A 23,058-nucleotide genomic window follows, 5' to 3' on the forward strand; every position below is an offset into this window, starting at 1 on the left:
TGACGCAAGTCGGCTCCGCCGGCTTGCTACTCGCGACAAATCGCTCCGCGATTTGCGCAAGCGCGATAAGCCGCAACGCGGCTTACGCTGGTGACGCGGGGTGGAGCAGCCCGGTAGCTCGTCAGGCTCATAACCTGAAGGCCGCAGGTTCAAATCCTGCCCCCGCAACCAAGCTCTCCAAAATACATTAGATAGCGCTCGCGCGAAGACTGCTGCTCAGTCAACGGACTCGCTCGGCAGTGATGATCCATGCGCGGGAGTCGAAGAGCACGCCTTCGCAGGTCATGTGCGCTTCCAGCAAATTACGCAGCCGCTGCAGTGGTTGGTCGGGTGCCTCGTTGGTGTGCATGAGTGCGTCCTTGACCCTATAGAGGCCGGCAAGGGCATCGAGGGCGGCCTCGACATTTGCTCCATAAAACACTGGTTCCTTCACCTCGGTGAAGTCGATCGAGGTGAAGCCGGCAGCGCTTAGCAGCTCTTTGGCTATGGTGGGATTGCCAAGCGAGAACGGCTTGCCGGCATTTTCTGGAATTGCGCTTCCCGGAGCCAGCGCATGCCTGATGGCGCCAGACCATTCGTTGCGCTCCTGGCTTTGCCATACCATCCAGGCGATGCGTCCACCCGGGCGGATTGCTTGGGCGATATTGGCGAATGCCACCGGCGGATCGGCAAAGAACATAACGCCGAACCGGCTGATGCATAGGTCGAAGCCGGCTGCTGGGAAGTTGTGGTTTTGTGCGTCACCCAGCTCGAAGCTGACGTTGCGCAATCCCGCTTCAGCGCTACGCTGGCGGGCAATCTCTAGCATCTCGGCGGAAGTGTCCACGCCGACCGCGCTGCCTTGTGTTGCGGCAAGAGCTGCTTCGCGAGTGGTTTGTCCAGCGCCGCAGCCGATATCGAGTATCCGGTCATGCGTCCGGACTGGGGCGGCGGCCCGCAAATGCAGGTTATGCCGTGATAGTTCAGCGTCGTAAAAATCAGCACATTGCAGCACTACAGGCCTCCCTTGTCTCGCCTCGATCTCCATCGGGCGCAGTTCTTGCAAGATCTTCCAACAGCTCCAACGGCATTATTCCCACGCAATTCCGAATGGAAAACTGCTGAGCGCTTTTCTGGAACTGCTCTGACGGACGTCGATGACCGTGTTGCAGCTTCCTCATAAACTGATTGCATAATAAGATCAGTTATGCAATATCAATCCAGTTGCGATTTGCAATCGGATGGATTCTGTCATGGAAGAAACGAGATCATTCATCGCCACCGAGACGTCAATCGAGGTCAAGGGAGCGAAACTTCAGACCCAGGCTTTCGGTGATCCCTCCAGCCCGCCCATCATATTGATCATGGGGATGATGGCTTCGATGCTGTGGTGGCCGGACAGGTTCTGCGAGGCGCTTGCCGCCCGCCAGCGCTATGTGATCCGATATGACCAGCGTGACACGGGCCTTTCGACACATTATCCACAAGGCGAGCCGCGTTATTCGTTCAACGATCTTGCCGACGATGTCATCGCCATTCTCGACGGCTATGGGTTGGAAACGGCACATGTGGTGGGCATGTCGATGGGTGGCGTCGTTGCGCAAGAAGTCTCGTTGCGCCATCCTCGGCGTGTTCGGACGCTCACGCTGATCAGCACATCACCGCTCGGCGTCGAGGGCTTGCCTTCCTCGACAAAGGCCTATCAAGAGCATTCCAGGTCTGCCGAAGCAATCGACTGGTCGAACCTCAAGGCCATTGCCGATTTTTTGCGTCGCGATACGGCCATGCTTGCCGGCACCCGGCACCCGCATGATCATGACGCTGCAAATGCCCTGATCGCCCGTGACATGGCCCGGGCACCGTCATTTGCGAGTGCTACGAACCATTTCACGCTCGTGAGCGAGGAAAGGCCCGAAAGACTTCAAGCTTCCGATATCAAGCTGCCGGTGCTTGCGATCCATGGCACGGCCGATCCGCTGTTTCCTGTAGGACACGGCGAGGCCTTCACCAAGGTCGTGCGAGATGCCCGGCTGCACCGGGTCGAGGGTGGAGGGCACGAAATCCACGAGCGCGATATTGACGAGATTGCGCAGGCCATCATCGATCACACGACCTGACAGGCGTCCGGCCCGACAGACGACCGGAAAGCAAGGCATGACCTCGCTTTCCGGTCTGTTGGAGATCAGCTTCTCGGCTTCAGGTTCTCTGCGTCGTAGAGCGGTTTGTAGCCGACGCCGGCGACTTCGACCGGGTAGGTCTCGCCGAAATATTCGACCTTCAGCTTGCGGCCTTCCTGGGCATAGGACCAGGGGAGATAGGCGAGCGCAATGTTCTTGCCGATGGTCGGGCCGTAGGCGATCGAGGTGGTGAAGGAGCGGCGGCCGAGCTCGTCGACCAGGGTTTCGCCGGTTTCGGGATCCATGACTGGCAGGATGCCGACGGGGTAGCGGGCCACGCCGTTGGAGTCGATATTGTCGGTCATCACAAGCGTGCAGAGCATGGCCGGCTGATGCTCGCGGGCGCGGTATTCGAGGTGCTTCGCCTTGCCGCGGAAATCGGCCTCCTTGACCTTCGGGCGGGCGAGATCGGCTTCGAGAAGATTATATTCCGTCAGCAGGTCGGCATTCTGCAGGCGCAGGCTCTTTTCCATGCGGCGGCTGTTGGCATAGGTCTCGACGCCGACGGCAATGGCGCCGGTCGAACGCAGCGCATCCCAGACCGCCAGCGCATCACCATAGGCCATGTGCAGTTCCCAGCCCTGTTCGCCGACATAGGAGATGCGGAATGCGGTGACGTTCTTGCCGGCAATGCGGATCTGCCTGATCGCGGCGAAGGGGAAGTTTTCGTGCGAGAGGCTTTCCGGGCTTTCGACGACCTTCTGCAGGTTGGTGCGGGCATTCGGTCCCCAGATACCGATCGTGACATAGCGTTCGGTGACGTCGGTGATGGTGACGTCAAAGCCCTTGTCCTCGGCAACGCGGCGCATGTAGTGGAAATCGCGCGGGCCGGCATCGGCGCCGTCGATCAGGCGGCAACGGTCGGCCATGCGGATGACGGTAAAATCGGCCCGCACCATGCCCTCGTCGTCGAGGAAGTGGGTGTAGATGCCCTTGCCGATATTGGCATCGCCACCGATCTTGGCCGCACAGAGCCATTCCAGCAGCTCGACATGATCGGGGCCCTCGATGTCGTACATGGCGAAATGCGAGAGGTTGATGATGCCGCAATCTTCGCTGAGCGCCAGATGCTCGGCATTGGAGACGCGCCAGAAATGGCGGTTATCCCATTCGTTTTCGCGCACGGGGATGCGATCGCCATATTTTTCCAGCAGGTGCTCGTTGGCGGCATAGCCATGCGCACGCTCCCAGCCGCCAAGCTCCATGAAGTAGCCGCCGAGCTCCTTTTCGCGCTCATAGAAGGGCGAGCGGCGGATGTTGCGGCCGGTCGCGTAGGGCTCGCGCGGATGGACAGCGGGATTGTAGATCTTCTGCGCGGCCTCGGTGCAGCGGCCTTCGATGAATTTCTCTTCCAGCATATGCGGGTAGAAGCGGGAATAATCGATCCTGTTGTGATCGATCGGCGTGCGGCCGTCGGTCATCCAGTCGGCGACCAGTTTGCCGAAGCCCGGGCCGTCCTTCACCCAGATGGCGACGCAATACCAGAGCCCGCGGACCTTCTGGCTTTCGCCGACGGATGGGCCGCCATCGGTCGTGACCTGCAGAAGGCCGTTGAAGGAATGGCCTTCATTATAGCCGAGTTCGCCAAGGATCGGCGTCAGTTCCATGGCGCGCTCGAGCGGCTCGATGATCTGCTCCATTTCGAGATCGCGCTGCGAGGGCGAGAGGCGGGCCTCGTGCTTTTCAAGGAGATCGCGGGGATGGCAGAGGCGCGGGTTCTTCTCTTCGTAATAACCCCATTCGATCTGGCCACCCTCGGCGGTCTTCGGATCGCCGGTGTCGCGCATATAGGCTGAATTGCCTTGGTCGCGCATCAGCGGGAAGCCGATTTCCTTGCCGGTATTGGCGAATTCATTGTAGGGGCCGAAGAAGGTCAGCGGGTGGTCGACCGGCATGACCGGAAGATCTTCGCCGACCATTTCGGCGATCAGGCGGCCCCAGAGGCCGGCACAGACAATCACATATTCGGCTTCGATGGTGCCGCGATGGGTGACGACGCCGGAGATGCGACCGTCCTTGACGATCAGCGACTGGGCCGGCGTATTGGCGAAGGATTGCAGCTTGCCGCTCTTCTCGCCTTGATCGATCAGCTTGCCGGCAACAGTCTGCGAACGGGGAATGACGAGGCCGGCATCCGGGTCCCACATGCCGCCCTGCACCATGCTTTCCTCGATCAGAGGGAATTTCTCCTTGATCTCGGCGGGTTCGATCAGGCGGGCGCGCGTGCCGAAAGCCTTGCCCGAGGTCACTTTGCGCTTGATTTCCGCCATGCGGTCGTCATCGCCGACACGGGCGACTTCCAGTCCGCCGACGCGGGCATAGTGGCCGAGCTTATCGTAGAAATCGATCGAGTAGAGGGTCGTCCAGCAGGAGAGGAAATCGTGGCTGGTCGTGTAGCAGAAGTCGGAGGCATGGGCCGTCGAGCCGATATCCGTCGGGATGCCTGATTTGTCGATGCCGACAATATCGTCCCAGCCGCGCTCGATCAGATGGTGGGCGATCGATGCGCCGACGATACCGCCGAGACCGATGATGACGACCTTCGCCTTTTGAGGAAATACTGCCATTGCGTGCGACCCTGATTGATATTGAAGACGGATTTTATGACGTGTGCGACGCCGACCAGAGCCTGTCTACGACATATTGAAGATGCTTGCACGACGACTGTCACGCTGTCCCGTCAGGAAGTGGCTGGGTTTGTCGGCGACATATGATCAGGAGAACTGTCGCAAAGGCGACTTTGTGACAACCGGAAAGTTGCTGCCGCATTATTGCGGGATAGATTGCATCATGATCTCGCGGCGCAGGATCGGGCCTTCCTCGCCGAAATAGGTGGTCAGCAGCTTGGCGAAATCATCCGACTGGTAGATCTCGGTCAGCGTTTGATCAACGAGCAGGCGGAAGGCGGAGTCATCCTGCCGGAGGGCGATGCCATAGGGCTCATGTGTGAAGAGGCGGTTGCCGATGGCGAGTGTGAACGGATTGCGGGCATGAGAAGCGAGATCGAAGAGCAGGGCGCGATCGGCAAAATAGGCATCGATCTTGTGGTTTTCGAGCGCGACTAGGCCCTCCTGATGCGTAGCGAAATCGGCGATCCGTGTCTTCGGCACGTCGGAGCCTAGCGCCTCGCGCAGGGTCGCACCCGTCGTCGTGTCGGCGCGAACGCCGATCGTGCTCGTTGCGGGGGCGGGCTTGGCGGAGACTTGCGCCAGCCGCTTGTCGAGGAACAAAGCCATCAGATAATCGGGCGAATCCTTGCGCAGCAGGGCGCTTGCGCCGGTGATGAAGATCGGCTGCGAGAAATCGACGCTTTGGCGTCGCCCGAGATTGATGGTGATGGCGCCGCAGAGAAGGTCGACCTGGCCGCTTTTGACTGCATCGAAGCCATCGGCAAGCGTGGTTTCGACATAGTCCCGCTTCAGATTGGCGACCTTGGTACCGACAGCATCGGCAATCTTGCCGCAGAGGTCGATGGCATATCCCGTTGGGTTGCCATCCTTCTTCTTAAAGGAGAAGGGTTCTTCGTCGCTGATATAGCCGATGCGGATCGTGCCCTTTTGCGCGATAGTGTCGAGTGTCTGTGCGGCCACCGCCGTATAGGCAGACATGCCTAGGAGAATGCCTGCCAGAACCAGTCGTCTCATGCAGTTTGCCGGCATGATCCCGATCTCCAAAAGAAAAATGGGCAATCGCAAGGGCTTAGGCGCAGATTATGGGCTGGCAGGTTTTTGTCAACGATGGATTGTTCCCGGTGGTTAGTGATCGAGCACGAGTGGCGCAAGGCTCCTGTTCGATTACGAGGCCTATCTGGAGAAGGCGTGACGATCCGCCCAGTCGGAAATCGCTGACGCGATGGCCTCCGGCTGATCTTCCGGCGCATTGTGCCTGGCCGGCCCGCAATTCCTGATCTCGAGGTCGGCTATATTCTCCCGGCACCAGGCGGTCATCACCTCGCTGATTAGCAATGTCTCTGCCGGTCCTTCGAAGGTCAGCAGTAGCTTCGGGACATCAGCGCTTTGTGCCAGCCAGGCGTCATAAGCTTCGATGCGCTTGATCACGTCGGCCGGTTCTCCTTCGATTGGCATCGAGCGGGGCCAGGCGAGCAGCGGTCGTCGGCTGTCGCGCGTCGGATAGGGTGCCGCGTAGACGGCATGATCCTCTTCGCTGAGGCCGTTGAGAACGGTAACCTTCAATGCCTGCTCGATGAAGAAATTCTCGTCCAGCACTTTGGTCTCACCGATACCAGGCGACCGGAGCGCTTCAAAACGAGGACGCGCGCCCGGAAAATCGTCCCAGGTCATCGGCCGGACGATCGTTTCCATGAAGGCGATGCCGCGCACGCGCTCTGGGTGGCGAGCTGCCCAATCGAATCCGAGCGCACCGCCCCAATCGTGGCCGACGAGCACGACATCGTCGAGCGCCAGGGCGTCGAACCAGGCGTCGAGATAGCGGGCGTGATCGTGGAAGCTGTAGGCAATATCCGGTTTGCCGGAGCGGCCCATGCCGATGAGGTCAGGCGCCAGACGACGGCCCGGCGTGGTGACGCCAGGCGACACATTTCGCCAGAGGTAAGATGAGGTGGGATTGCCATGCAGGAACACGAAAGGCGTTCCCGTTCCCGTGTCCTGATAGAAAATGGTTGAATCCAGCACGTTAAGCGAGGGCATGTGGATATCCTTTCCTTGGTAAGAATGGTAAGGTACCTGTCTATCTACCATAATAGTCAGGCGCCTGTCTATATTCATGAAAGAACCTATTTCCCCCCATCTGTCGCTGGGCCTGCTTTTGCGGCTCGTTCATCAGCATTATGCGCAGGCTGTCGATGCCGCGCTGGAGGAGGCCGGCTTCCGTGACATCCGCCCGCCGCATTCCAACGTCTTCACCTTCGCGCGTCCGGAAGGCATCCAGGTGAGCGAACTCACCCGGCTTGCTCATGTGCGCAAGCAGACGATGACGCAGGCGGTGGAGGAACTGGAGCGCCTGGGTTATGTTGAACGGCGACCGGATCCGAACGACCGGCGCGCGCGGCTGGTGTTTCTGACCGAGCGCGGCAAGGGTGTGCGGCCGGTCGCCATGGCCGCGGGCAAGATGGTGGAGCAGCGTTGGTCCGACATGGCCGGTTCGGGCGAAATCGAAGTGATCAGGCAGGGATTGCAAAATCTGCTGGAGACGCTGCGTGGTGGCGAAAAAGGTAGCGAACAGCCGTCCGACGATGCCGGCGCCTAAAGCAATTGCGTGAAAAATGCGCAGCGGTTTTCCGTCTGGGATTGCGTGAAAACAAAGGGATAGAGCGGCTCAGAGATTCCGTGAAAAACTGAACCGCTCTAGCGGCTCCTGTTGCTCGCCGTGATCTGGGCGGGCGGCGCATCACGAAGAGTTTCGGTGCCCTGTCGGAATTTATGGCCTATCTCTCTTCCACCACCGTCAATCCAAGAGGACGTCGATGCAGGAGAGGAACTCGATCAGAAAAACAAGCGGCAGGGTTGGCAAGACAAGCTTTGCATTCGGTGCGGGTTTTGCAATCCTATGCATAGGCTTCAGTTCTGCGCTGATCTCGCCGGCAGCCGCCCAGACGATCATCGATGACTGGCAGAAGGTGAAGCCGCCGGCGGCGCCGGAGCTGAAGCAGGTGACTGTCGATCCGAAAACGACGGCGCTTCTGATCCTCGATTTCAATGGCACACAGGACCCGACCAAAGGGCCGTGCAACGCAAAAACCAAGCCGCGTTGTCTGGCGTCCGTCCCCAAGGTCAAAATCCTGCTCGATCAGGCGCGCGCCAAGGAGATGCTCGTCGTCTTCAGTCTGGCCGGCGCTGGCGAGGCGCAGGATATAGCAACGACACTGGCGCCTCTGGCGAGCGAACCGATCGTCAAATCCGGCCCGGACAAGTTTATCGGCACCAACCTGCGCAGCATTCTTTCCGACAAAGGCATCAAGACCGTCATCGTCACGGGTACGGCCTCGGAGGGCGCGGTGCTCGATACGGCAACGGATGCCGCATTGAATGGTATGAATATCGTGCTGCCCGTCGACGGCATGTCATCGACAGAGCTCTATGGCGAGCAATATGTGGCCTGGCACATGGTCAATGCGCCCGGCGTCTCCCAGAAGACGACGCTGACCAGCATCGACAGGATCAAGTTCTGATCTCTGGATCGGATAGCGGCATCCCGCTCGTGATGCCAACGGGATGCCGTCATCGATCGATTACACCAGGGCTTCCTCGAACAGGTTCAGCAGCCGCTTCCAATGCCTTTCGGCGCCGGTCTCGTCATAGACGCCATGATCCGGCACGGTCCATCCATGCGCCATTCCGACATAGTTTTCGATGGTGTGATCGACGCCGCCAGTGCGGAGCGCTTCGGCAAGACGCGCCGATTGTTCCGGCGGAAAGCTGTTGTCGACGCCGGCGACACCGATATAGGCGCGCGCCTTGATATTGGCGGCGAGCCGGTGCGGGCTGTCTTCCGCGTCGCTCGCAAGATTGCCGCCGTGGAAGCTTGCGGCTGCCGCGATGCGATCGGGATAAGAGGCAGCGGCAGTCAGCGCGCGGCCCCCGCCCATGCAATAGCCTACCACGCCGGCCGCACCTTTGGCTCCGGCAGCTGAGAGAGCGTCGAGGAAGGCGGCACTATCGACTTTGGTCATTTCCTGCGTCGTGCCGCGCAGCATCGTCATGATCGTTTCGCGGGAGGCCGGATTGCCAAAGGCACCGCCGTCGAAGGGGCCATAGGCGCCGAAGCGATAGAAGAGATCGGGAAGCAGCACGATATAGCCGGCATCAGCCAGCCGCTGCGCCATGCCATCGAGCGCCGCGCGGGGACCCATGGCATCCATATAGAGTATCACGCCATGCTCGGCTGACGTGCCATTCTCGGGGCGGAATATGCCGGCTTTGGCGGTGCCGTCGGCCGTCTTGATTTCGATATCCTGTTTCATCGTCGTTTCCCTTGCGATCTCATTATCGGCTGATGTCCCCGCGGCACATACCACTTTGGCAAACGATATATAGACCCTCAAGATCATGGCTCTTCGAAAAGGCCGAGACCATCAATCAACATCTCTTGAGTTTCGGCGCTTGTCGTTCGTGACATAGTATCGCCGGTAATGACGTCTATGCGACGATCCCCTTGGAGGATTTGATTTCATGTCTTTTCGCCAGATGGTTCCCGGCCTGGCGCTGGCCCTTTCGCTGCTATCGGCAACAGCGTCAGCCGCTCCGCCCGAGCAAGGCCATGGCGCGCCAAGCGCTGGTGGCGTGCTCTCGCTCCTGCCGCCTGACGCGGTGAGCGATCATGTGCTGAATGCCGATGGCAAGACCATTCCCTACACGGCGACAGCCGGAACGCTCGATCTTTTCGGCCAGGATGGTCAGCGCAGTGCCGCGATCTTCTACACTGCCTATGTCGCCAAGAACCGCGATACGAGCCGCCCCGTGACCTTCGTGTTCAATGGCGGGCCGGGCGCGGCTTCGGCCTTCCTCAATCTCGGACTCGTCGGCCCACGCATCGTCGATTTCGGCGCGGATGGGCGCGATGGCGCCCATGCCAAGCTGGTCGACAATCCGCAAAGCTGGCTCGAATTTACCGATCTCGTGCTGATCGACCCGATCGGCACCGGCTGGAGCCGCACCGCAAAGCCCGATGATCAGAATGATTTCTATAGCGTCGACAGCGATGCCGAAAGCCTTGCCAAGGCGATTGCCCTCTACGTCGCCCATAACAGCCGGGCGGCATCGCCGAAATATATTCTCGGGGAGAGCTATGGCGGATTTCGTTCGATCAAGGTTGCCAACAGCCTGCGCGAGGATCAGGGCATTCTGATTTCCGGCGTCGTGATGCTGTCGCCCCTGCTGGAGGGCCGGTTTGTCTTTGGCGGCGGTGAGGATGCGCTTGGCGCAGCCTTGCAACTGCCGTCGCTGGCGGCGGCCGAGCTGGAACGGCAAAACGCCTTCAGCGAGAAGGCGGTTCAGGATGCCGAGGCGTTTGCCCTAAACGAATATCTGCCAACTCTTGCCGGACGGCCGCCCTCGGCAGATGCCGGCCAAGCCTTCTACGGGCGCGTGGCGAAGCTGGCCGGCATACCGCAGGATGTCGTCGCCAAGAACCAGGGCTTTCTTGGCGGGGTCTATCGCAAGCATTCCGATGGCGATGGCGCGGATGTGGCGAGCGCCTATGATGCTTCCTTTCTGGCGCCCGACCCCTATCCGCAGTCGGAGGCCGAGCATGGCGGCGATCCGGTTCTGGATGGCTTCGTCCGCGCCTATGGTGGTGCCTTTTCCGGCTATGCCCGTGACGAGTTGGGCTTCCATACCGACATGACCTACACACTGCTGTCGTCATCCGTGAACAGGGAATGGAAATGGGGTGGGCGCAATGGCGGCTCGCGCGGGACCGCGGGCGTTGGTGACGATCTCAAGGAGCTGCTGTCGCTCTCGCCATCATTCCGGGTGATGATTGGGCAGGGTTACAGCGATCTCGTCATTCCCTTCGGCGTGAACAAATATGTGCTCGACCATATGCCACCCGTTTTTGCGGATCGCATGGAGATGAAGCTCTATCGCGGCGGCCATATGTTCTACACGCGGCCAGCGTCGCGTGAGCAGTTCACGGGCGATGCCAAGTCGTTTTATACGGGGCAGGTCAAGGCGGTGCCGACACCGCAATCGAACTGACCGCCATGCGGGGCTCTACCTGGAATGCGGCGGCGTTGGCTGGCCTTCATCTGTTTCTCGCAACCATGGCCTTGATGGTTTCAAAGAGTTCGTCCTTTGCCTGCTGCGGGCTGATATCCCCCGTCGTCGCGGCATAGGACAGGGCTTCGGCCGCACCCAGCATCGCCCAGAGGCCCGCCGATGCAATGGAACCGGTAGTAGCGAAGGGAGCAAGCAGCGCACGGCACTTCTCGAGGAAGGCCGTTTCATATTCGCGCTTGATTTTTTCAAGCTCCGGCGAGCCCGCGAGCGCGGCGATAATGCCGGGTATTTCGCGCCCCTGCAGCAGCACGCAATCGACATAGGAGGCCGCTATCACCTCCGCCCGACCTGCCAGTGTCGGGGTGCTTGCATCAAGCGCCTTGTCCATCACCTCCGTCTGCCTGATATCGAACTCGCGATAGAGGGCGGCCAGCAGGCCGGAACGGGTGACAAAATGGTCGTAGACCACAGGTTTCGTCACACCGGCGCGCTCAGAGAGCCGCCCCAGCGTCAGGGCTTCCGTTCCCTCCTCTCCGGCGATTTGCCAGGCGACCTCGATGAGCTGCCGATAGCGCTCCTCCCGCGTCAGCCGGCTGCGGGACTCCGGTTTCTTTGTCTGCATGCTTGACATCGCTATATACCAAAAGTAACCTACTAAAAGTATATAAGACTGAGCCGCCGCTCACAATGTGTCAGCCGGAGTTTTTCACATGCACGCGCTTATCGTCGTCTCCAATCCGAATTCGGCTTCTTTCGGCCACAGCGTCGCGGCCAAAGTCGCCGAGGGTGTAACGGCTTCGGGCGGCTCGTATGAAATCGCGGATCTTGCGGCGGAAGGTTTTGATCCTAGGTTCAGCGCTGCTGATATTACCGCCCATCTCAGAGAAGGACCATCGCCCGAGGATGTCTTTGCCGAGCAAGCGCGGATCGATCGCGCGGATGCACTGGTGCTCGTCTATCCCGTCTATTGGTGGTCCATGCCCGGGCTTCTCAAGGGATGGATCGACCGAGTGTTCAGCAATGGCTGGGCCTATGACGACATACCGGGTAACGGAACGATCAAAAGATTACGCCATCTCCGCGTCCATCTGATCGCTATCGGCGGTGCGACCATGCGTACCTATGCGCGCCACGGCTATTTCGGCGCCATGAGGACGCAGATCGATCATGGAATTTTCGGTTATTGCGGCGCTCCCGTCGCGACCTCCGAATTGTTGCTGACGGAGACGCAGGATATGAGTTCCCATCTCGACACCGCCCGCGCCATCGGGCGAAATCTCTTTGCTGTTTCGCGATCGACGAAGGCAGCGGACGCGGCCTAATCGTGCTGCTGCAGTTGAAAGAGATGCTTGATGCGCGAGCTTAGCGAGGTCACGTGAGTGCCATGGCCGAGCATATCGACATTGGCGAATAGATGCTGCTCCGCCTCGATGCGTTTTGCCAGAATGGCGCCGAGCTCTTCGGCAAGGGTCGGCCGATCGTGCAATAGCGGCGCCAGACATTCCTCGCCGATTTCGTAGGTGACGACAAAGGTCAGGGCGCGAACCGTCCCGACTTCACCTGACCCCATCAGCAGCCCGTTCTCCCCGAAATAATCCCCTGGCGCAAGGCGCGTCAGCTCGATCTGGCGATGTCCTTCGCGGCGGGTGATGCTGACGACGCCCGAGCGGACGATCGTGAGTGCCCGCATGCGGGCGTCCTGCTCAGCGATGACGGCATCCTTGCGATAGGTCCGGCGCTGCATATGTGACGCCAGATGTTCCTTTTCATCCTCGGTCAGCGAAGAGAACAGGGGGATATTGCTGACAAGCCGCCAAGGCGTTCCGGGTGCATGTTGCTTCTCATCGGCCGCCTCGGGTTTTTGCTCCATCGGAAGCATGATCGTGCCGGGGGGATCGGCGAATTTCAAGTTTGCCGCCTTGGCGTGACGAAATAGCAGATCATAGATCTCGTTCTTCGCGGCTTGGGTCAGCGACATGTCGCGCACGCGAAAAGACAGCTGCAGTTCGATCGCTTGCCCATCGATGGAATTGATGGCGACATTGGGTTCCGGGTTCTTCTGGATCGAATTGCAGCTGATCAAGACGTTTTGCATCACATCCGCGATGATGCGCGGCAGAGTGGTGGGTTGAATCCGAACGGTGACGGTGGCGCCATGGCTCTCATCGGGCGCGGAAAGATTGGTCAGCCGCGTCTTGGCAAGGATGCTGTTCGGAATGACGACCAGATCGTTGGTGCCGCTCAGCAATTGCGTGGCGCGCCAATTGGTTTCGACGACGCGGCCCTGGACATCATTTTCGAGCACGATCCAGTCGCCGACGGAGTAGGGGCGGCCGAGATTGAGAGCGATGCCGGAGAAGACGTCACTCAGGGTACTCTGCAAGGCAAGGCCGAGAATGATGGCGAAGACGCCCGATGTCGCGATCAAGGTGCCGATGGGCACACTAAAAACATCGCCGACGATGGAGAGAATGGCCCCGAGATAGATGACACCGACGATCAGATCCTGCAGCAGCCGGCCTTCGCGGGGCTTGCGCTCGAAAATCAGGAACAGCCGCACGCAGGCGATCAGTACCCAGGCACCATTGACCCACCAGACGATCTTGGCAAAGCCCGTGAAGGTGCGCAGCGTCACCGAGTCCTGCGGCGGGCTCGGCTCATAGGGCACGATGCCGTGATAGAACAAAAGTGCGGTCAGGCAGACGAAAAAGGCGACCTGACCGATCAGGCGGCCGGCCCGCTGACGACGCAGCATGACGCGGCTGACGAATGTGCCGACGACAACCAGAATGAAGAACTGGACGATCGGATCGCCAAGAAGTGCAATGGACATGGGGACTTGGTCGCACTCGGTCTTTCGGATGGGCGCTAAATTGGCACGAAAGAGGCCGCAGCGCCATATCTGGAAAAAGTATGATTAATTGACGCGGACGCCTTGATCTCAGGACTTGTACCTTGATAATTAGATGACGATTATCATCTTATATCTGTCATCCCATCCTGCTATCTGCTCTCGCAGCGCAATCCCCGGCGCTCCGACATCATTAAGGAATACCCATGACACAGTCTTTCGAGATTCGCGGCGATCTGCTGATCGGCTCAGATTCCACCGGCGGCAACAGAACCGTGCGTGCTATCAACCCGGCGACCGGCGCAAACCTGGAACCGGCCTTTGCGATCGCGGGCGAGAGCGACGTTGCCAAAGCGTGCGAACTGGCGGCGCAGGCGTTTGACGTCTACCGTGCGACCAGCCCCGAAGAGCGCGCAGCATTCCTCGAAAAGATCGCCGACAACATCATGGAGATCGGCGATGCACTGATCGAGCGGGCGACGGAAGAGACCGGCCTGCCGGTGGCGCGTCTGCAGGGCGAGCGCGCCCGCACTGTCGGCCAGCTCAGGCTGTTCGCACAGGTGGTCCGCGCCGGCGAGTGGCTCGACCTGCGCGTCGATCCGGCACTGCCGGAGCGCAAGCCGCTGCCGCGCCCTGATCTGCGTCTGCGCCAGATCCCGCTCGGCCCGGTCGCCGTCTTCGGCGCCAGCAACTTCCCGCTCGCCTTCTCGGTCGCCGGTGGTGATACGGCGTCGGCTCTTGCCGCCGGCTGCCCCGTCGTCGTCAAGGGCCATCTTGCCCATCCGGGCACGGGCGAGCTTGTCGGCCGCGCCATCCGCGCCGCCGTTGCCGCCTGCGGCCTCCCGGAAGGCACGTTCTCGCTGCTGACCGGTGCCAACGAAACCGGCGCAGCACTGGTGCGCGATCCGCGTATCAAGGCCGTCGGCTTCACCGGCTCGCGTGGTGGCGGCCTGGCGCTTGGCGCCATTGCCGCGGCCCGTCCGGAGCCGATCCCGGTCTACGCCGAGATGAGCAGCGTCAATCCCGTCTTCCTCTTTCCGGCCGCGCTTGCTGCGCGTGCCGAGGCGATCGGGACCGGCTTCATCGATTCCCTGACGCTCGGTGCCGGCCAGTTCTGCACCAATCCGGGGCTGCTCTTCGCGATCGAGAGCCCGGATCTCGACCGCTTCGTCCAGGCGGCCAGCGGTGCCCTGACCGGCCGCGCGCCCGCGCCGATGCTGACACCAGGCATTCACGCCGCCTTCGACAAGGGCGTTGCCGCATTGGCGGAGCATGAGGCGGTCAAGACCGTCGCTCATGGTGCTCCGGCCGAAGGCGTCAATCGCAGCCCCGGTATCTTCTTCGAGACAGAAGCGGAGGAGTTCCTCGCCGATGAGCGCCTCGGCCACGAAGTTTTCGGCGCGGCAAGCCTTCTGGTGCGGTGCAAGGACGTCGACCAGATGATCGCCGTTGCGGAAAAGCTCGAGGGCCAGCTGACCGCGACGCTGCAGGTCGAAGCGGATGACTATGCGACGGCCGCCAAGCTGGTGCCGGTGCTGGAACGCAAGGTGGGGCGCATCCTCGCCAATGGCTGGCCGACCGGTGTCGAAGTCTCCCATGCCATGGTGCATGGCGGGCCTTTCCCGGCGACCTCGGACAGCCGCACGACCTCGGTCGGCACGCTCGCCATCCGCCGCTTCCTGCGCCCGGTCTCCTATCAGGATCTGCCGGAAGGGCTGTTGCCGGCGGAGCTGCGTGACGATGGGGTGAAGTCGCTGCCGCATCTGCTGGATGGTGTGCGCGGGGGCAACTGATCGGGAGCTCCATCCGCCCTCGCCCTTCGAGGGGTCCTTCGGACCCTCCTCAGGGTGAGGGCTAATCAGTTCGTCGCGCGGCCAAAACGAGCAAGCATACTCGGTGCCGCCGAATTCGCTCCGACCTCATGGTGAGGAGGCCCGCAGGGCCGTCTCGAACCACGAGGTCGGCCACACGGTAAGCTCTCAAACCTCCGCGTAAACAATCCCTGTGAACGAGCCGGCATGATGCAGCAGTTCTCGCTCGCCCGAACCATCGAGGCTGGCGGAATAGAGATTGCCGCCGATGTCGGTGAAGAACATGCGGTTGTTGGGGAGATCGAGTGAGAGGCCGATGCCTTCGTCCAGGCCCTCGAGGACGACTTCGGAGGTTGCGGCGATATCGTTCATCGCTGCGCGGTTGACGGTATTGCCGCGGGGGAGATTGCCACGGTCGGTCCAGTAGATCGTGCGGGTGGCGAGATCCAGTTCGAGGTCGATCGGTTCCGGCAGTTTGTCGAGCAGGGTTTCGATGTCGCTGCGGCTTGTTGCGGTTTCGCCGGCGGGAATATTGATGCCGGCACGGAAGATGCGGCCGAGACCGGCATCCGGCGGTCCTTTCTGGGTCCAATAAATCTGCCCAAGCGGCAGATCGAGGGCAATGCCGACGCACCAGCGTTCGATATCGGCGCTATCTTCCGGGCTGTCGCCGTTCTGCACAAGGGTTTCGATATCGCTGCCGTCGATATTGGCGCGCATGACGCGCATGCCTTCGCGGTCGCACCAATAGAGCTTGCCGTTGTCACGGTCGAGCTGGATCTGCTTCGGCGTGACGAGCGTGCTGCCCGGCGGGATCAGGGTGATATGGTTGCCGCCGTCGAGGTCCATGCGCTCGATGGAGCCGTCATGGGCGTTGTAGTCGTTGCCCATCTCCGTCCAGTAGATCCAGCCGTTCTCGCTATCGACGAGAATGCCGTCCGGGCTGCGGCCGGCCCGCTGGACGATGAGCTTGAGATCGGTGCCGTCGATGGCGGAGGAGAGGATTCGTCCGTCGTTGATATCGAGGAAAAACAGTCTTTCGATCTTGTCGGTGGTGGAGGCAGGCGTCCGTGCTTCTGACATGAGAGCATCCTTTCGAGGGGCGGATCTGCGGATCACAGCGCGGCAATCATGGCATCGGTTGATGACAGCATCATTGGCGGCTGCGAGCGGGACGAGCATCTGCTGCGCTGCAGCAAAGATCAAGGGCCGGATTGTCGCGGTGCGCGCGGAGGGCTGTCAAATAAGTGTCATCGGCCTGATATAAATCCCCGACATTCCCTTAGGGCTGCACCAGTCGAGGGCTGACACCGAAGCCGGAGGTGATTGATATCATGTCGACGCTCCAGCAGGTCGCCTTTCGCGCCGGTTGTTCGGTCGCGACCGCCAGCCGGGTGATGAATCGCACCGGTCCGGTCAGCGACGAGATGGTACGGCGCGTGCGCCGGGCGGCGGCAGAGCTTGGCTATCGCGCCGGCAGTCGTAGCGCCAATGGCCGGCCGGCGATCGGCGTGCTCATTCCCAGCATCACCAATCCGGTTTTCGCAGCTTCGCTCTCGAGTATCCAGAACCGAGCCCTTCACGCGGGGCATAGCGTGCTGATCGCGCAATCGAACTACGATCCAGCACAGGAGGTCGATGCCGTCGCCTCGCTGCTCCAGCAGCAGCCGACTGGGTTGATCCTCACGCTCTGCGATCCCGAACGCAGTCTGGTCCTGTCATCCGCCCTCCCGCCGACCGTGCTGCTCGGAAATCTTCCGACCAGCCGCTTCACAGCTGCGGTCGCGACCGATAATTTCGGTGCGGGCCGGCACCTGACGGAGCATCTTCTGGGCAAGGGACACCGCCGCATCCTGTTCATATCAGGCCACTTCGCGGCATCGGATCGAGCCAAGCTACGCTATCTCGGCTATATCAGGGCGATGGAAGGGGCGGGGCAACAGCCTCTCGATGCCCTGGAGATTTCCTTCGTGAATAGCCTGGAACAGCTCGATCTTTCGGATGCCGTTTCCCGGTTCGGTCCGACGGCGATCATTGCCTCCAACGATCTTCTGGCGCTCGGCGTCATGGGCGCGCTCCGGCGTCAGGGTCTTTCGATCCCGCGCGATATTTCCGTCGCCGGCTTCGACGGGATTTCCCTCGGTTTTCTGGGTGAGGTGTCCCTGACGACGGTGGAAATTCCGGATGGAACCATGGGTGCCGCTGCCGCCTCGCTGCTGCTCGATATGGCTGAGAATGCCGCGCCGCCGCGTCATCTGACCGTGCCCTATCGGCTGCGTTTCGGCGGAACGGTGCGCAATCTCACCCTCCAATCCTGACATACCTTTGCATATGAAAACGCCGCCTCTCGTTAAGAGGCGGCGCGGATGTTTCAGATGGGTTCGAAAGATCAGCTGCGTGGCAGCAGGCCCTCGACGTCGGAAGCGGCGTCGTCGAGTGCTTCCTTCGGCTCTGCCGAGCCATCGACGATGCGCGAGAGGTTGTCGACGATAGTCTGCGTGACTTTGACGCCGTTGGAGCCCGGGAAGGCGTACCAGGGAACCATGATCGACATCTGGCTGAGGCCGGCCTGGAACAGCGGGTTCTTCTTGTAGAAGTCGCCGAGATATTCGGCCGACTTGGCAGCAAGCTCATTGTTCGGAACATAGCCGGTACCGGGAACGACGACAGAGGCGCCATAGGGGCCAGCGGCAAACTTGGCGAATTTCCAGGCAGCTTCTTCCTTGACCGGATCATGGGTCAGGATGACGACGGCGTTGCCGCCCGTCGGCAGGCGGCCGTTGACCGGGTCGATCAGCGGCAGCTTGGCGGTGCGCAGGTCGAACTTGGCGCCGACATTCTTGATGGTGTTGACGAGAGCACCGGTCGTCTGGAATTCGAAGCCGACCTTGCCGGCTGCAAAGGCCTGTTCGCCGGCAGCCTTGGTGAAGACCGGCATGCCGCCTTCCTTGACGAAGCGCTGGATCAGTTCGACGGCCTTCTGGCCCTCGGGACCGTTGAAGGCGACCTTCGTCTCGTCGTCGCTCAGCATCTTGCCGCCGGCGCCGAAGAGGAGGGCGGAGAACATCCAGTCGTCACCCTGCCAGCGGAAGTCCATGCCGTCGACGCCATTGCCGAGCGCCTTGATCTTGCCGGCAAGCGCGATGACCTCGTCCCAGGTCTTCGGCGGGTTGTCCGGGTTGCCGCCGGCAGCCTTCACCAGGTCGGCGTTGTAATACATGATCGGGTTGGACGTCGCGAAGGCGAGGCCGACCTGCTTGCCCTTGACCTGGGCGAGCTTCAGGATCGTGTCCGAAAAGCCTTGCTCGGCCATATTGCCCTCTTTCTTGACGAGGGGACCGAGGTCGACGGCGACATTGCGCTCGTCGATCATGCGCAGGCGGTTGAGGCCGATGAAGGTGACATCGGGCATCTCGCTGGTGCCGGCCTGGCGCAGGATGGTCTGGATGCCTTCCTCATAGGTGGCCGAAGGAGCGGCGAACTGGATCTTGATGTCGGGATTTTCTTCCATGAACTTCTTCGAGATCGTGTCCATCACGTTCTTGAAGAAGCCCGGCATGGGATAGTGAACCGTCAGGGTTGTTTCGGCGTAGGCCGGGACCGACACGACCATCGAAATGACCGCGGCGGCGAGAATCTGGGTGATATGCTTCATCGCTCGTTCTCCGTTTTCGAATTTCGAACCGGTCAGCCTTTGAGACCGGTCATGGTGATGCCCTCGACGAAACGCTTCTGTGCCAGAAGGAATGCCGCGACGAGGGGAAGGGTGATGATGAGGGTTGCAGCCATCAGCGCGCCGTAGTCGTCGCCGGCTTCGGCGGCGCGGAAATACATGAGACCCAGCGGCGGCGTGAAATATTCCTGCTTGGTGATGACGATCAGCGGCCAGTAGAGATCGTTCCAGTGCGCGACCACCGAAAAGATCGCGAAAGCCGTGACTGCCGGCCAGGCATTCGGCACGATGACGCGGGCGACGATGCCGATTTCAGACATGCCATCGAGGCGGGCGGCGTGGATCAGATCGTCGGGCATGGCGCGGAAGAACTGCAGGAACATGAAGATCGCGAAGACCGAGATCGAGAAGGGCGCGACCAGGGCGGCGTAGCTGTTCAAGAGCGACAGGCTGTTGAAGCCGACATAGAGCGGCAGCGCCGTCGCATGGATCGGGATCAGCAGGCCGAGCATGACCAGCACCATCATCATGCGCGCCGCCGGGAATTTCAGCTTCGCCATGGCATAGGCGCAGGGGATGGCGATCAGCACCTGGAAGAAGAAGATCAGGCCGCAGACGAAGACGCCGTTGAACAGCAGCGTGCCCATCGAAACCTTGCTCAGCGCCTTGGCGATGTTCTCGACGTAATAGAAATGCGTCGGGATCAGCTTTAGTGCCGAAGTGAAGATATCGTCCTGCGCCTTGCCGGCGGTCGAGATCATGAAGATGTAGGGCGCGAGGAAGACGAGCGAGCCCAGGATCAGCAGAGAGAGGCGCAGGATGCGGCCGGGAGTGTAGCCTGTCGAGGTCATGTGTAATGCACCTGCCGGTCTTGGACGCGATATTGCAGGAAGGTCAGCACCACGAGGATAGCGAGAAACACCGTGGTCATTGCCGAGGCATAACCGACGCGGAGATAGACGAAGCCTTCCTGGTAGATGGTGAAGAGCAGGACTTCGGAGGCATGGTTCGGGCCGCCGTCGGTCAGGGCCTTTACGGTGTCGAAGACCTTCACCGCATTGATGATGCTGATTGTGGTCACAAACAGCGTCGTCGGCCCGAGCATCGGGCAGGTGACGAGCCAGAAGCGGTCCCAGGCCGATTTCGCACCATCGACTTCGGCTGCGGCGTAGAGTTCACGCGGGATGGCGGTGAGGCCTGCGAGAAACAGCACCATGTTGAAGCCGACCGATTGCCACACGCCGATGATCGACAGGCTGTAGAGCGCGGTCGCCGAGGCGCCAAGCCAGTTAGGGCCACGCACGCCGATCTCGCCGAGCAGCGCGTTGATCGGGCCGATCGTCGGATGGAAGAGATATTGCCAGACGGTCGCCATCGCGACGATCAGCGAGGCGACGGGCAGGAAATAGGCCGTGCGGAAGAAGCTGCGGCCGATGCCTTCGCTCTCGATCAGCAACGCGACGCCGAGGCCGAGCACGATCGAGACGGGTGCCACGATGGCGGTGTAGGTCGCCGTGTTCCAGAGCGATTTCTGGAAGGCGCGGTCGCGAAGCAGATGCGCGTAGTTCTCAAAAGCCACGAAACGCAGGCTCTTGTCGCCGAGCTGGAAATCCGTGAAGCCGAGTACGACGACGGCGACGATCGGCACGATGATGAAGAGCACGATCAGGATGATGGCGGGCAGAGCGAAGAGGAGAGCCGTACGGGCCTCGCTGCGTTCGCGTGCCGCGGCCGCCTGCATCGGCAGGGAGGTGGCAGCGATGCTAGCCATGCGCCTTCTCCCGCGTGGCATCGACCGTCGTCGGGCTCGCGCGCAAACGGCGGCCGTCTTCGGCGAAGACCAAGGCTTGCTCGGCCGTGAGCGTCAGCGCAACCGGCGCACCGGCGGATAGACCGGCGACTTCTGCCGGTGCGAGCTTGACGACCATGGTTTCGCCGATGGCGTCGAGCTTGGCATAGAGGATGACTTCCGAGCCTAGGAATTCCATGCGCTCGATATGGGCGGCGAGCGCATCCTGGCGGTCCTGGGAGAGCTGGACGAATTCCGGGCGAATGCCGAGGGTCACATTCCTGCCGGCAAAGCTGCTGTCGTCGAGCGCCAGCCGGATGCCGCCGAAGGCGACGGTGCCGTTTTCGGCGAGCGCCGGCAGCAGATTGATGCGCGGCTGTCCGACAAAACGGGCGACTTCCACATGAGCCGGGTCGTCATAGATCGTTTGCGGCGAGGCGATCTGCAGCAATTGCCCGCCGATCATGACGGCGACGCGGTCGGCCATCGACAGCGCCTCGGCCTGATCGTGAGTGACGTAGACCGTGGGAACACCGGCGCGGCGATGCAGATCGACGATCTCACCGCGGGCATGGACACGCAGATTGGCGTCGAGATTGGAAAGCGGCTCGTCCATGAGGAAGACGGCGGGACGGCGGACCATGGCGCGGGCCAGCGCCACGCGCTGGCGCTGGCCGCCCGACATCTGGCCCGGCTTGCGATCGAGCAGGTGATCGATCTTCAGCGAGACGGCCATGTCGCGGACATCGCGGATGATGCCGGCGCGAGCCGCGCGCTGGCCGGGGATGAGCGAGCCGATGAAGGGGAGGCGCTGGACGCGCGACAGGCGGCGCATGGCGAGCGGCACGGCAATGTTTTCCGAGGCCGTCAGGTGCGGATAGAGAGCGTAGGACTGGAAGACCATGGCGATGTTGCGATCGGCAGCTGCAACGCCGGAAACGTCGCTGCTGCCGAGGATGATTTCGCCGCTGTCGGCATGGTCGAGACCGGCGAGGATGCGCAAGAGCGTGCTCTTGCCGCAGCCCGAGGGGCCGACGAGGGCGATGAATTCGCCGGGCTGGACGTCGAGATCGACGCCCTTGAGGATGGCGTTGCCGCCGAAGGATTTGGCGATGCCGCGAAGCGAGAGTGCGCTCATTCGGTCGGCTCCTTTGCCTTGGGGGCGGCCTGCGGATAGACTTCCATGACAACATCATCGAGGAAGTAGGCAGTCATGCCGGGTACGGCGACGAGCTCCGTAGAGACCGTTTCGCTAAGTTCATGGATCGCTGCGCCGATCAGCCGTTCGCCGGGCATTTCGCGTTCCATCTTGTCGAGGATGAAGGCGCCGGGCGGTGCCCATACCAGGTTGGTGTCATTGAAGCGGCCTTCCCAGGTCCAGTGCAGGTGGCCGCTGCCGAAGAGGGCGACGTCGTGGGCCGCGATCAGATCGTAGAGACGGCGGCGCTGGGCCGGGCGCACGCTCCAGTAACCGGTATCGCCCTCATCGGGCGCATCAACGAAGAGCGGCTTGTGGGCGAAAAGGGCAATGCGACGCTCGCCACGGCTTTCGAGTATCTCCTGCAGCCAGTCGAACTGCTTCTGCTCCTCGGCATCCTCGACGCCCATGAGCAGGCTGTTGAGGCCGATCAGCCGCCAGTTGCCGACATCCTTCGCCCAATAATCCGGGCCGACGAGGCGGCGCCAGCGGTCCAGCCGTTCGGGATTGACGGGCTGATAGGAGCCGGGCAGGTGGCCGACATCGTGGTTGCCGGGGACGATGAGCATTGGCACGGAGACCTGCCGCATCATCTCCATGGAGAAGACGAGATCTTCATCCCTATCGGCGCCGTCAACGCTGAGATCGCCGGTATGAACGACGAGATCGGCGCCGCTTGCCTCGATCCATTTCGCCAGCGGCTCCCAATTGCCGTTGAAATGTGGCTTGTTGGGGCTCAAATGGGTGTCGGTGATCTGGATGATCTTCACGGCGCTTCTCCGAGGTCTTCAGAATGGTGCGCCTGTGGAAGGGATTGCCTTCAAATGGGCGCGTCTATGCGCTCTCTTTAGAAGGCGCCCATGTCAGTCAGGTAACAGGTCTTT

At 61.2% G+C, this 23,058-nt stretch carries 20 protein-coding genes and 1 tRNA gene; 8 read left to right on the forward strand and 13 right to left on the reverse strand.

Annotated elements, in window-relative coordinates; genetic code table 11:
* Positions 1-94 precede the first annotated feature (94 nt).
* Positions 95-171: transfer RNA gene (locus tag GDN47_RS00005), tRNA-Met, on the forward strand.
* A gap of 49 nt (positions 172-220) precedes the next feature.
* Here GDN47_RS00005 and GDN47_RS00010 read toward each other — a convergent pair.
* The gene (locus GDN47_RS00010) at positions 221-1,027 is read right to left on the reverse strand and encodes a class I SAM-dependent methyltransferase (RefSeq protein WP_152092838.1); all 807 of its coding nucleotides are present in this window, start codon (positions 1,025-1,027) and stop codon (positions 221-223) included.
* A gap of 205 nt (positions 1,028-1,232) precedes the next feature.
* On the opposite strand from GDN47_RS00010, the gene GDN47_RS00015 reads away from it, so the two are divergent.
* Entirely contained in the window at positions 1,233-2,096 is an 864-nt protein-coding gene (locus GDN47_RS00015) for an alpha/beta fold hydrolase (RefSeq protein ID WP_145636551.1), read from the forward strand.
* A 65-nt stretch (positions 2,097-2,161) separates the two neighbouring features.
* Here the strand turns inward: GDN47_RS00015 and GDN47_RS00020 are convergent, their stop codons facing one another.
* The 3 genes from GDN47_RS00020 to GDN47_RS00030 all read right to left on the reverse strand — a co-directional run bounded on the left by GDN47_RS00020 (position 2,162) and on the right by GDN47_RS00030 (position 6,823).
* On the reverse strand, positions 2,162-4,723 hold the full coding sequence (locus tag GDN47_RS00020) for a GcvT family protein (RefSeq protein WP_145636554.1): 2,562 nt from the start codon (positions 4,721-4,723) through the stop codon (positions 2,162-2,164).
* A gap of 201 nt (positions 4,724-4,924) precedes the next feature.
* The gene (locus GDN47_RS00025) at positions 4,925-5,815 is read right to left on the reverse strand and encodes an amino acid ABC transporter substrate-binding protein (RefSeq protein ID WP_145636558.1); all 891 of its coding nucleotides are present in this window, start codon (positions 5,813-5,815) and stop codon (positions 4,925-4,927) included.
* A gap of 144 nt (positions 5,816-5,959) precedes the next feature.
* Entirely contained in the window at positions 5,960-6,823 is an 864-nt protein-coding gene (locus GDN47_RS00030; protein WP_145636561.1) for a haloalkane dehalogenase, read from the reverse strand.
* A gap of 76 nt (positions 6,824-6,899) precedes the next feature.
* Between GDN47_RS00030 and GDN47_RS00035 the strand changes: the two genes are divergently transcribed.
* Both GDN47_RS00035 and GDN47_RS00040 read left to right on the forward strand, forming a co-directional pair.
* Positions 6,900-7,382, forward strand: a complete 483-nt coding sequence (locus tag GDN47_RS00035) for a MarR family winged helix-turn-helix transcriptional regulator (RefSeq protein ID WP_145636563.1) — start codon at positions 6,900-6,902, stop codon at positions 7,380-7,382.
* A gap of 217 nt (positions 7,383-7,599) precedes the next feature.
* Positions 7,600-8,304: a cysteine hydrolase family protein gene (locus tag GDN47_RS00040; RefSeq protein WP_145636565.1), complete on the forward strand. Its 705-nt coding sequence runs from the start codon at positions 7,600-7,602 to the stop codon at positions 8,302-8,304.
* Between the two features lie 60 nt (positions 8,305-8,364).
* Here the strand turns inward: GDN47_RS00040 and GDN47_RS00045 are convergent, their stop codons facing one another.
* Positions 8,365-9,096, reverse strand: coding sequence for a dienelactone hydrolase family protein (locus GDN47_RS00045; RefSeq protein ID WP_145636568.1), 732 nt, complete (start codon positions 9,094-9,096; stop codon positions 8,365-8,367).
* A gap of 208 nt (positions 9,097-9,304) precedes the next feature.
* Here GDN47_RS00045 and GDN47_RS00050 point away from each other — a divergent pair, with 208 nt between their 5' ends.
* The gene (locus tag GDN47_RS00050) at positions 9,305-10,831 is read left to right on the forward strand and encodes a S10 family peptidase (RefSeq protein WP_145636572.1); all 1,527 of its coding nucleotides are present in this window, start codon (positions 9,305-9,307) and stop codon (positions 10,829-10,831) included.
* Between the two features lie 46 nt (positions 10,832-10,877).
* Here GDN47_RS00050 and GDN47_RS00055 read toward each other — a convergent pair whose 3' ends face one another.
* The gene (locus GDN47_RS00055) at positions 10,878-11,483 is read right to left on the reverse strand and encodes a TetR/AcrR family transcriptional regulator (RefSeq protein WP_145636574.1); all 606 of its coding nucleotides are present in this window, start codon (positions 11,481-11,483) and stop codon (positions 10,878-10,880) included.
* Between the two features lie 79 nt (positions 11,484-11,562).
* Here GDN47_RS00055 and GDN47_RS00060 point away from each other — a divergent pair, with 79 nt between their 5' ends.
* A complete protein-coding gene (locus tag GDN47_RS00060) occupies positions 11,563-12,174 on the forward strand; it encodes an NAD(P)H-dependent oxidoreductase (protein ID WP_145636576.1) in 612 nt (203 codons plus the stop codon).
* Here the strand turns inward: GDN47_RS00060 and GDN47_RS00065 are convergent.
* The gene (locus tag GDN47_RS00065; protein WP_145636578.1) at positions 12,171-13,685 is read right to left on the reverse strand and encodes a mechanosensitive ion channel family protein; all 1,515 of its coding nucleotides are present in this window, start codon (positions 13,683-13,685) and stop codon (positions 12,171-12,173) included. The two genes, GDN47_RS00060 and GDN47_RS00065, sit on opposite strands and share 4 nt — an antisense overlap.
* 224 nt (positions 13,686-13,909) lie before the next feature.
* On the opposite strand from GDN47_RS00065, the gene GDN47_RS00070 reads away from it, so the two are divergent.
* Positions 13,910-15,496 (forward strand): aldehyde dehydrogenase (NADP(+)), encoded by a 1,587-nt coding sequence (locus GDN47_RS00070; RefSeq protein ID WP_145636580.1) that lies wholly within the window; start codon positions 13,910-13,912, stop codon positions 15,494-15,496.
* 186 nt (positions 15,497-15,682) lie between these two features.
* Here GDN47_RS00070 and GDN47_RS00075 read toward each other — a convergent pair whose 3' ends face one another.
* Positions 15,683-16,597 (reverse strand): YncE family protein, encoded by a 915-nt coding sequence (locus tag GDN47_RS00075; protein WP_113332532.1) that lies wholly within the window; start codon positions 16,595-16,597, stop codon positions 15,683-15,685.
* 251 nt (positions 16,598-16,848) lie between these two features.
* On the opposite strand from GDN47_RS00075, the gene GDN47_RS00080 reads away from it, so the two are divergent.
* Complete coding sequence (locus GDN47_RS00080; RefSeq protein ID WP_152092493.1) at positions 16,849-17,832, forward strand: substrate-binding domain-containing protein; 984 nt, start codon at positions 16,849-16,851, stop codon at positions 17,830-17,832.
* Between the two features lie 71 nt (positions 17,833-17,903).
* Here the strand turns inward: GDN47_RS00080 and GDN47_RS00085 are convergent, their stop codons facing one another.
* The 5 genes from GDN47_RS00085 to GDN47_RS00105 are packed head-to-tail and all read right to left on the reverse strand — an operon-like array spanning position 17,904 to position 22,944.
* Complete coding sequence (locus GDN47_RS00085; RefSeq protein ID WP_145636584.1) at positions 17,904-19,169, reverse strand: ABC transporter substrate-binding protein; 1,266 nt, start codon at positions 19,167-19,169, stop codon at positions 17,904-17,906.
* A gap of 32 nt (positions 19,170-19,201) precedes the next feature.
* Positions 19,202-20,038 carry a carbohydrate ABC transporter permease gene (locus GDN47_RS00090; RefSeq protein ID WP_145636586.1) on the reverse strand — a complete coding sequence of 279 codons (837 nt, stop codon included), beginning with the start codon at positions 20,036-20,038 and terminating at the stop codon, positions 19,202-19,204.
* Complete coding sequence (locus tag GDN47_RS00095; RefSeq protein WP_145636588.1) at positions 20,035-20,958, reverse strand: carbohydrate ABC transporter permease; 924 nt, start codon at positions 20,956-20,958, stop codon at positions 20,035-20,037. The genes GDN47_RS00090 and GDN47_RS00095 overlap by 4 nt, the downstream gene beginning before the upstream one ends.
* The gene (locus GDN47_RS00100) at positions 20,951-22,114 is read right to left on the reverse strand and encodes an ABC transporter ATP-binding protein (protein WP_145636591.1); all 1,164 of its coding nucleotides are present in this window, start codon (positions 22,112-22,114) and stop codon (positions 20,951-20,953) included. Before GDN47_RS00100 ends, GDN47_RS00095 begins: the two co-directional genes overlap by 8 nt.
* Positions 22,111-22,944: a metallophosphoesterase family protein gene (locus tag GDN47_RS00105; RefSeq protein WP_145636593.1), complete on the reverse strand. Its 834-nt coding sequence runs from the start codon at positions 22,942-22,944 to the stop codon at positions 22,111-22,113. Before GDN47_RS00105 ends, GDN47_RS00100 begins: the two co-directional genes overlap by 4 nt.
* Positions 22,945-23,058 lie beyond the last annotated feature (114 nt).

The sequence above is a fragment of the Martinezella dioscoreae genome (genome assembly GCF_009176305.1).
Taxonomy (GTDB): domain Bacteria; phylum Pseudomonadota; class Alphaproteobacteria; order Rhizobiales; family Rhizobiaceae; genus Rhizobium; species Rhizobium dioscoreae.